The sequence below is a fragment of the Bacillus sp. SIMBA_074 genome (assembly GCF_046534555.1).
Taxonomy (GTDB): Bacteria; Bacillota; Bacilli; order Bacillales; family Bacillaceae_G; genus Bacillus_A; species Bacillus_A mycoides.
In genome coordinates, this window is sequence record NZ_JAWRYM010000043.1 from 26925 (window position 1) to 35779 (window position 8855).

The 8855-nt window shown below is 35.2% G+C and carries 12 protein-coding genes and 3 pseudogenes; 5 read left to right on the forward strand and 10 right to left on the reverse strand.

All coding sequences use genetic code 11. The annotated features are described in order from the left end of the window. Nucleotides 1-12 precede the first annotated feature (12 nt). From SB773_RS27900 to SB773_RS27920, 5 genes and pseudogenes are all read right to left on the reverse strand, one after another. Nucleotides 13-276, reverse strand: a pseudogene (locus tag SB773_RS27900) (terminase B); the annotation flags it as partial. Then, the gene (terS, locus tag SB773_RS27905; protein ID WP_410593449.1) at nt 269-1117 is read right to left on the reverse strand and encodes a phage terminase small subunit; all 849 of its coding nucleotides are present in this window, start codon (nt 1115-1117) and stop codon (nt 269-271) included. The gene terS and the pseudogene SB773_RS27900, both read right to left, overlap by 8 nt. Nucleotides 1118-1138: 21 nt before the next feature. Next, nucleotides 1139-1318: a hypothetical protein gene (locus SB773_RS27910; RefSeq protein WP_000390790.1), complete on the reverse strand. Its 180-nt coding sequence runs from the start codon at nt 1316-1318 to the stop codon at nt 1139-1141. Nucleotides 1319-1399: 81 nt separating this feature from the next. Continuing rightward, nucleotides 1400-2494, reverse strand: a complete 1095-nt coding sequence (locus SB773_RS27915; RefSeq protein WP_215564275.1) for an AlbA family DNA-binding domain-containing protein — start codon at nt 2492-2494, stop codon at nt 1400-1402. A 164-nt stretch (nt 2495-2658) separates the two neighbouring features. Continuing rightward, the gene (locus SB773_RS27920) at nt 2659-3201 is read right to left on the reverse strand and encodes a site-specific integrase (protein WP_215564273.1); all 543 of its coding nucleotides are present in this window, start codon (nt 3199-3201) and stop codon (nt 2659-2661) included. A 188-nt stretch (nt 3202-3389) separates the two neighbouring features. Here SB773_RS27920 and SB773_RS27925 point away from each other — a divergent pair, with 188 nt between their 5' ends. Beyond that, nucleotides 3390-3533, forward strand: coding sequence for a DUF3956 family protein (locus tag SB773_RS27925; protein WP_080223070.1), 144 nt, complete (start codon nt 3390-3392; stop codon nt 3531-3533). 364 nt (nt 3534-3897) lie between these two features. On the opposite strand, the gene SB773_RS27930 is transcribed toward SB773_RS27925, so the two are convergent. Then, complete coding sequence (locus SB773_RS27930; protein ID WP_410593452.1) at nt 3898-4116, reverse strand: hypothetical protein; 219 nt, start codon at nt 4114-4116, stop codon at nt 3898-3900. A 270-nt stretch (nt 4117-4386) separates the two neighbouring features. On the opposite strand from SB773_RS27930, the gene SB773_RS27935 reads away from it, so the two are divergent. Next, nucleotides 4387-5169, forward strand: coding sequence for an alpha/beta fold hydrolase (locus SB773_RS27935; protein WP_410593454.1), 783 nt, complete (start codon nt 4387-4389; stop codon nt 5167-5169). Nucleotides 5170-5250: 81 nt separating this feature from the next. Here the strand turns inward: SB773_RS27935 and SB773_RS27940 are convergent, their stop codons facing one another. The 4 genes and pseudogenes from SB773_RS27940 to SB773_RS27955 form a co-directional block, all read right to left on the reverse strand. After that, complete coding sequence (locus tag SB773_RS27940) at nt 5251-5793, reverse strand: site-specific integrase (protein ID WP_215564270.1); 543 nt, start codon at nt 5791-5793, stop codon at nt 5251-5253. Then, nucleotides 5793-6275, reverse strand: a complete 483-nt coding sequence (locus tag SB773_RS27945) for an ArpU family phage packaging/lysis transcriptional regulator (protein ID WP_410593457.1) — start codon at nt 6273-6275, stop codon at nt 5793-5795. Before SB773_RS27945 ends, SB773_RS27940 begins: the two co-directional genes overlap by 1 nt. A 27-nt stretch (nt 6276-6302) precedes the next feature. Beyond that, a pseudogene (locus SB773_RS27950) lies at nt 6303-6499 on the reverse strand (hypothetical protein). A 113-nt stretch (nt 6500-6612) separates the two neighbouring features. Then, nucleotides 6613-6735 carry a DUF3983 domain-containing protein gene (locus SB773_RS27955; RefSeq protein ID WP_087943100.1) on the reverse strand — a complete coding sequence of 41 codons (123 nt, stop codon included), beginning with the start codon at nt 6733-6735 and terminating at the stop codon, nt 6613-6615. 252 nt (nt 6736-6987) lie between these two features. On the opposite strand from SB773_RS27955, the gene SB773_RS27960 reads away from it, so the two are divergent. The 3 genes and pseudogenes from SB773_RS27960 to SB773_RS27970 form a co-directional block, all read left to right on the forward strand. Then, nucleotides 6988-7203 carry a spore germination protein gene (locus SB773_RS27960; RefSeq protein ID WP_098720393.1) on the forward strand — a complete coding sequence of 72 codons (216 nt, stop codon included), beginning with the start codon at nt 6988-6990 and terminating at the stop codon, nt 7201-7203. 722 nt (nt 7204-7925) lie between these two features. Continuing rightward, on the forward strand, nt 7926-8213 hold the full coding sequence (locus SB773_RS27965) for a hypothetical protein (RefSeq protein ID WP_002135972.1): 288 nt from the start codon (nt 7926-7928) through the stop codon (nt 8211-8213). Between the two features lie 201 nt (nt 8214-8414). Continuing rightward, nucleotides 8415-8855, forward strand: a pseudogene (locus SB773_RS27970) (BclA C-terminal domain-containing protein); the annotation flags it as partial.

Below are 8855 nucleotides of genomic sequence, written 5' to 3' on the forward strand. Positions count from 1 at the left end.
GTATGTCCTCCTTTCTTCTATTGTAGGAGCTGTACAAATAACTTTTGGATTCGGCCTACAGCAGAGGAACCAAATAACAACAACTGACTCAAGACCTGTTTTACCAACACCTTGACCAGAACGCACAGAAACCTTTGGACTTTGTGCCAAATCCATAAGAACTTTTCTCTGCCATTCATCCGGATAAAAACCAAGCATATCCTCGGCAAACGCAACTGGATCATCCCAATAAACATCGATGATCTCCATAAATTCAGTAAAAGCTGTATTACTCATTAGCTTCAGCTTCCTTTTGCTTGCGTCTGCGTTCTGCTATCTTCATAAGCGACTCTTTCCAGTCCTCTGTATTCTGATTGGTTTCACCATCAATTTTAATAGCTGCGATTTCTTTCTTGAGTTTCTCAATACGTAGTTTTTGTTCCTCTGTATTGGCTAACCTATCGTATTTTTCAATAAGATTAACTAATGTTGTCATCGCTTTAGATTGAGCATTTAAAAAACTAGCCTGCTTATCCCAAGCGAATTGAATTTCCCATTCTTCCTCAAAACCGCTTTCGGTAAGTTTATTTTTCCGCAGTTCTTTTGTCATGTCTTCGTTATCTCTAACGAACATAATACGTTGAGCATGAATGATTTGAGTGTACTGCAGCATAATACTTTCCCATATGATTGCTAAAGGATCATTATTAATGGCTTCTATTAATTCTTCTTTTAAATCAAATATTTCTTGTGGTAAATACTTTCTATATAAACCATGAGTAGCAGCATTACCATTACGTAGCGGAGCAGAACCACCAGAATTACCAGCAGCATTTCTATTGCCCTTTTTGGCTCCACCACGATTGTTTACAGCATTCTTATTACCTTTGGGTGCTCCTGGTTTCTTTTTGGAGTACTCCGCATCTTTCTTTGGAGTACTCCGTTCATTTATATGGAGTACTCCATTTAATTGCTGTATCCATTTATCTTTTGTTTTCCAACCTCCTACCGTTTTCTCATTAACAGTTCGTTCGGATGTAGATAATAATTCAGCAATTTTTCGATTAGTAATATCGCCATTATGTTCTTTAAACATTTCATACGCTTTGTTACGGTCTGGACTTCGTTGTCTGGCCATAATTACATAACACCTGCCCCCTTATCCAATTGTTTGCACTTCCTTCTCTAAACACTCAATGCATATATGAGCATTATCCGTATTTGCTTCACGGAGATATGTTTTATCAAAATGAGTAATAGTTAATGGCATTTTTAATGTCCACATGCACGGCTCATTACAAACAGAGCATGTAGGAACGTTTATAGTTTCTTCTTCCATTTACACCACCTCACGCTAATTGCTTTACAAAATAAAAAAGCAGCGGATGCGCTACTTTAATTTTTTCATATTATTAACACTCTAAAAACTACCTGAAGCATTATCAAATAAGATTTTAAGTGTATTTTTATATTCCGAAATATCTTGTGGATTTGAAACAATAATTTTTGGGAAGATCATATCATTTTCACGGTAAACTTCTCCATAAGGGTCATACCTATACATTCCAAATATTCTCCCTTTAACATCAATTAGAGCAGTAAATACATAATACGGTCCATTAAGCCCTAACAGTTCAACATTGCGAAGAGCGTTTCCAAGAGCTTCTTCCGCCTTCGATATAATTAGCGACCCTTCAATAAGTTCAGCGTCTGTGTTGTCTTTTAAATGACGGTTTAAATAAAGCTTGTCAACAATTTCCGTAATACCTTGCCGATTAATATGATGATAAGATTTCCTAGCAACTCCAGCTACACCATTGAAATTAATCTTTTGTTGATGAAAAGAACTGAATAGAGGTTTCAATTCAAATTTTCCACAGCTTAAATCAGTTACAAAGAAGGAATCTACAAATGATTGAATCGGCATAATATGCATGACAATTGCTGCACCATCTTCCGTTTCCCAGTATCCGTCATCTCGTTTTATTTTCATTAATCGTTCAAAATGGTATGACTCCATTTCGCTTTCAACGCCTTTAGAAGCAGTAAAACGTTGCTTAATTTCTGTGTAATCTAATTCATAATTCCCAGCAGAGTTTCTAGCAACAAATTTTGCTTTATTTGCAATATGCGGCCCATTGTACGACTTTGGCACATGGATATGTAATATAAAACGCTCACCAATAGGATAGAAGTTTATTCCGATATTCGACAACTGCGGTTCTATAGAAGTACGTAGAAAACTTTCTATACTTAATCGAAGTGCATCTTTGTCTAAAACTTCTATTCCTAAAATTTCATTAATAGCGCCTTTCTCTTCAGAAACACCTATAATTAAATCTCCGCCTTCAGTATTCGCAAAACTTGTTACATCTTTTGCAAATTCTCTCTTTACATCTCTATTTTCGAATTTTAGTTGTTCTTTGTAATCAATTCGTTTACCTTCTTCTACACCATCTTCTTTTAGCTTTATAATATCTTCTAATGTAATTTCAGCGAATGGTTTATATATCATTAACCTTCCTCCCTTTCATAAATATAAGGATAGTTATAAAGTTTCCTATAACACTTCTAAGTTAAAATTATAACAAACTCAAAAATATGATGTTAGCTTTTATCCGAATAAGGTTTATTATGATGGATAATACGCACATTCGTTAAAATATTGGTGGTACACCTTTATAAACTGAAGTCTTCTAGTGATTTATCAATCTCATCCTGTTGAATTCCTATATAACGCAATGTGATCGATGGAGCAGAATGATTAAAGATTGTTTGTAGCATTACTACATCTTTTGTCTTTTGGTAATAATGGTATCCAAAAGTTTTTCTAAGAGTGTGCGTTCCGATTTCATCAAGCCCTACTTTTTCAGCAGCAGCGTTCATAATTCGATAAGCTTGAATTCTTGTGATTGGTTTCCCCGTCTTTTTAGAAGCAAATAAGCAATCCGTTTCATTCATTCCACTTACATACTCATTTATTTTTTCTCTTAACGCTGTATTGATAATGAAACGTTTCTCTTTTTTGGTTTTCTGTTCTTTAATTACAATGTGAGTTCTTTCTTTCACATCATTTACATGTAACTTTAATAAGTCACTAATTCTTAGACCTGTATTGATTCCCATTTCAAATAAAAACAAATCACGATAAGACTGGCGACGTAAAACCTCTTTCACTTCTTCTAATTTTTTCTTATCTCGAATTGGTTGCACAAACTTCATTCCTTACCCCTCCATACGTTATGTTACATTAGATGTATCTTTATTATACAATATGTTACATAAAATATGGTGGTTATTTTTAAAAATATAAAGAAACGTTGATATAACGGCATTTCTATTCATAAATCTAATGTAACAAAATATATGATGTGTTACATTAGATAGTTTTTGAACCTTCTTTACAATATTTGGTTTGTGTTGAGTTTGTTTTGTTTGTAAACGGCCATTCTTTTTTAGTTCTTACAGTAGCTGGTATCGAAATTGCTAGATTAGAGATTTCTCTTCAAGTAGCATTAGCTCTAAGAGTACTTGGAATACCGATTTGTGATTAATTAGCATATCAAAAGAAAAGCACCCGAATGGATGCTCTGATATCAATTATTTATTTGTATTTCAATTACGGTAAATGAAGTTTTCTCCTTCTTCCAATCACCTAATATTGCTGCATCAATTTGTTTGCACATTATTAAGTAACTGGAAGAAGAGCAAAAGCTCTCCTTAATAACGGTATCATTCAACCACTACCATCTGCTGGTTTCGGATTTTATGTGCCGTCATTACGAACCGTTTAGAATTTTAAAAACAACATAGTGAGTTGTGTTTTCCGCCACTTCCCACAATACAAATATAACACGTTAATTCCAAAATAACCGACACATTTCCTGCCAAAAAGCGGTCACGACTCTGCCAACGTTTTCATAGTTCAAATTTTTCCACTGCATCTGTTAATTCCACTGGTACACCAAATATACTTTTTTTCATTTCTGTCATTTTCTTTTTAATAATCCACTGTGGATAATTCAATTCTTCTAAAATACTTCTAAAATAAGTTGGATTTAGCTTTAACACATCAGGATTTTTTCCAGTATTCCTTTTGTATCTAATTATTGCTTCTAATAGTTCTTCATTTAACATGAATCACAATTACCTCCCCCTTACATTTTATATTTATGTATATACACCATTCAATTCCTTGATACTACCACTTACCCATATCTTATATTGTGTGTAACTGCCCCCTTCGCTGAATCGCTTGGTATCATTGATTTCATTTAACTTTCTCTTTTGAGTTACACAACACAATAAAAATGAGTAACATTGCATAAAAGCAGAGACTAAACATATTTATTTCCCTAGTTGAATATTTTATTGTAAAGGCAATCTTAATTATATGGAGGAATCCACGTGGGATACTTTATTACTGTAGAACCGGGTGTAAGAATATATGTCGAAGATGTAAATCCACAGGGTAATAAAACAATTTTATTTATACATGGATGGCCTTTAAACCATAAACAATTTGAATATCAGTTCAATATTCTTCCTGCGATGGGATATCGATGTATAGGCATTGACTGGAGAGGCTATGGTAATTCCGATAGACCATTCAATGGTTACAATTTTGACAGATTAGCAGATGATATACATGTAGTAATAGAGGCGTTGCAGTTAAAAGGGGTTACATTAGCAGGACACTCCACTGGAGGAGCTATTTCAATTCGTTATATGGCTAGGCATGAAGGAATTGGAGTATCTAAACTAGTCCTTATAGACGCTGCATCTCCAACTAGTGTTGAAAAAGAAATAGCAAATAAGTTCATTACTGAAACACTAAATGATCGCCCTAAAATGCTAGAGGGTGTAACGGACCTATTTTTCTTTCAGAAAATTACTAAACCATTCTCAGAATGGTTCTTTCAGCTAGGATTACAGGCCGCTAGTTGGTCAACTGCTGCAATCATGACAACATTAAGAGATGAAAATGTCTACAATGACCTTAGCAAAATACTTGTACCTACGTTAATTATTCATGGTATTCATGATAAAATAGTTCCATTTATCAAAGGTCAAGAAACAAAAAATTTAATAGCAAATTCTCAACTTGTACCATTTCAATTCAGTGGTCATGGACCATTTTGGGAAGAACGTGATAAATTTAACCAACTATTAATACAATTTATTGGCTAATAAAACACTTTTGATAATTAGTAATTTAGTTGAATAACGAGATAGACAAGTGGTGAGAGCCCAGAAAATAAAAAGCAATGATTAGATTTTAAATCTAGTCATTGCTTTATCCATTGCATCTTGGTTTACTCCTATATATCGTAACGTTACTCGTTCACTTGAATGATTGAATATCTCCATCAGCAAGGCTATATTTTTTGTCTGCATGTACATATGATATCCGAATGTCTTACGTAGTGTATGCGTTCCAATCTCGTCTAATCCAAACTCAGCTGCTGTGGTACTAAGTATTTTATATGCCATACTTCTTCCAATTGGTCGATTCTTTCCTTGTCTGCTCTTGATTAGATACTCATGATCTTCCCTCTCTTCGATGTACCATTTCAATTCTCTTCTTAATGCTGCAGTAATCTGAATTCGTTTTTGCTTACCTGTCTTCATTTCACGCATTGAGATATGACTTCCCTTTAAATCTCCAGCCTTTAGTTTTAGAATGTCACTAATACGTAGACCTGTATTAATTCCCATTACAAACAAGATATAATTACGCTCACTCTTTTCTTTTAAATACTCTTTGATTTGTTGTATTTGCTCTGGATTACGTATCGGTTGAACAAAATTCATTATTCATTACCTCCAGTCTCTTCTGTCTCGTAAATTTCTAATCCAAGTGCAAAAGCAAGTTTATAAAACGCTTTAGACTTCCAACGTCGATAAGTACGTTCTGACATTCCGATTTCGTTATAAACCATGTAATCACACATATCCTCTTCTTCTAAATAACGTTTACAAATAATATCCCTTTGGATAGTTCCTGCGCGTCCGTTTCCTAATCGATTTAAAAACTGATCAATACGTAATGACATCCCTTCAAGCCATTCTTCTCGTTTACTTTGTTGAATATTTGCTATGGCAACATCTTCTAACGGCTTACCAACTGCATGTGTAGGGCCGTGTTCGCGCATTTCATAAGAAGGAGTGACTTTCATTTCTTTACGCATCATCCCAAATTGTCTATGTATACGTACACTTTCCAACACGCCTTCTAATTCCTCTTGTGTTGCCGTTCTATCGATTTTTGGTAAGAAAGATAATTGTTTAGTCATGTAAGACCACTCCTTTTTATTTTTAAATTACTTTTGTCTTAACGTTCCACGTCTACGTTCATAACAAGGTCTATGCTTCCCCATTAAATCCTCAATTTCACGAGTACTTAATTTCTCTTTTTGTTTTTTTTGTTTTTTTTGTTTTTTTTGTTTTTTTTGTTTTTCTTCTTTCCTTGTTTGGATTGCTTTTTCCATTCATGTAATTGATCTTTTAATACCTTCATTCCCCACATCCCCTTTCAAAAATAAAGAGGACACCATTTCTTAAAACAGCTTTATTGCTGCTCTAAAAATTGGTATCCTCTAGTTTTCTAGCCGGACTGTATTCTGTTTTCATTTATTTAATAATACCAGCCTGCACAAAGATGTTTCTCCAAGCTTTGTTAACTTGGTATTTATCAACGGATATCGCACGACGAACGATAGCTTTTCTTATTTTCTTTTTCTTTGCATTTGCCATTCCTCTCATCCCTTTCATGCAAACGTCTCTCATTTCCATTTTGGAGCGTTTTACTCCTTTTGATACCTATTACATTCAAAAACAGTCTAAACGTGAATTGTACCTATTTTATAAATTCCTTTTCCCCACAAAAGGATTATTTTATTATGTTTTCTAACAAACTTCATTTCAAAATTTTCAGATCCAGATGAACCTCTAGACGCATACACCATATACTAATTTAAATACTTTCTAGGAAAGCAGGTGAAAACTATGCCATCTGTTGTTGGAAATCTGGTTGTACAAAATAGTAACGGTTCTTTCAATTTAGGTGATTTTTATAACGTTTCTCCAAAGGAAAATACAAAAGCTTATAATGGTTCAGGATCATCTAATGTTGCTTTTATTGCCAATAATTTTAGCGGTGTTAGTGCAACAAACACATACGATTCTGATGTTGCAGATCAAAACCAAGTTGGAACAGTCTAAAAGTATTCATTTCCTTCTACCTCCCTGAATAAATTCCTAAATATTGTTTATGCTATTGATACAATCAATTATTGAACTTCCTAATTTAATTCTTTAGTGAATAAAATTCTAAGTGTTTTCCGATACTATAAGAGAATTTAAAACAAACTTTTAAATTCTTCCCACTCTAGCTCTCTTGGTCGAGAGTTGAGCAGTTAGCTTTTACTAACTGCTCTTTTTTAGTTTGTCCGAATAAAATTCTAAATTCTGTCCAATACTATAAATAGGCTGATACAGCTTGAATTCACAGTGACCTCTGTAATTTTCTTTTTCCCTTTCTCCGAGGGCTTAGCAGTTAGCTTTTGCTAACTGCTTTTTTGTTCTTATTCTTCTACTTATTACATACATTTTTAACGTGTTCATTTTGTTCACTGAGTTACCTCTTATCTGTAGAGCAACCTAAATGGTTGCTCTATTTCAATTTCTTCTTCACTACAAAATGAAATTTTTATACCAATCCTCATCAAGTGTTACAGCAATTACGTCGCCTCTTGTCTTCTTCTTTTAGCCAATTCATTTTAATATAGCTATATCCTATAACTTACCTTCTAATAAATTTATTTTAGAAGATTAAAAACACATGTTTATTGCCCATTCCTCAAACAACCCATACCCGCATAAATTATTAAGTATCTAAAATCCATAATTAATAATTATTTTGATCAAAAGAGAGGAGTGTTAATATGGACATCAACAATCAACAATCTTATACCCCTATTGATTATTATCGAGAGCCTCAGCAAGCCTTATATCCACAATCACATAACCTTCAACAACAAACTCTTACTATAATAACTCCAGCTGTTAGTCATGGGTTACAAGAAGCTCAGCACCTTGGCTATCGACATGCATTAACAGAAGCTGTTGCCATAGGATACTTGATGGGAAGAGGTTACAATTATAATGCTGCTTGGAAAACCGTTGAGTCTTGGTGGAGACCGCCAGGGACTCCACTTCCTACGCCGTACTAAAGTTATTAATAAAGCCTTTCCTTTGAAGAGCACTTATATATATGGTGCTCTTTTTGGTATGGAATGTGAAATAGAGGCTTGCTCTTAAAACCTTTTATGTAATTTTTATAGGTTTTTTCCTTACACCCGTGTGTCTGTTTACTCATAAGTTGTTAAAGTATAAATATAAATTGGTAGTTAATTTATAAGGGAGGTGTAAAAATGAGTAAATTTAAAAAGAATTGTCACATACCCTTTCCATGTTCCTTTCCTTTGCCTCAAATAGGGCCTACTGGGCCTACTGGGCCTACCGGCATAACCGGAGCAACCGGACCTTCTGGTGGACCTCCGGGGCCCACTGGACCTACCGGATTGCCAGGAACTGGTGGACCTCCGGGGCCTACTGGGCCTACCGGCATAACCGGAGCAACCGGACCTTCTGGTGGACCTCCGGGGCCCACTGGACCTACCGGATTGCCAGGAACTGGTGGACCTCCGGGGCCTACTGGGCCTACCGGCATAACCGGAGCTACTGGACCTTCTGGTGGACCTCCGGGGCCCACTGGACCTACCGGATTGCCAGGAACTGGTGGACCTCCGGGGCCTACTGGGCCTACCGGCATAACCGGAGCTACTGGACCTTCTGGTGGACCTCCGGGGCCT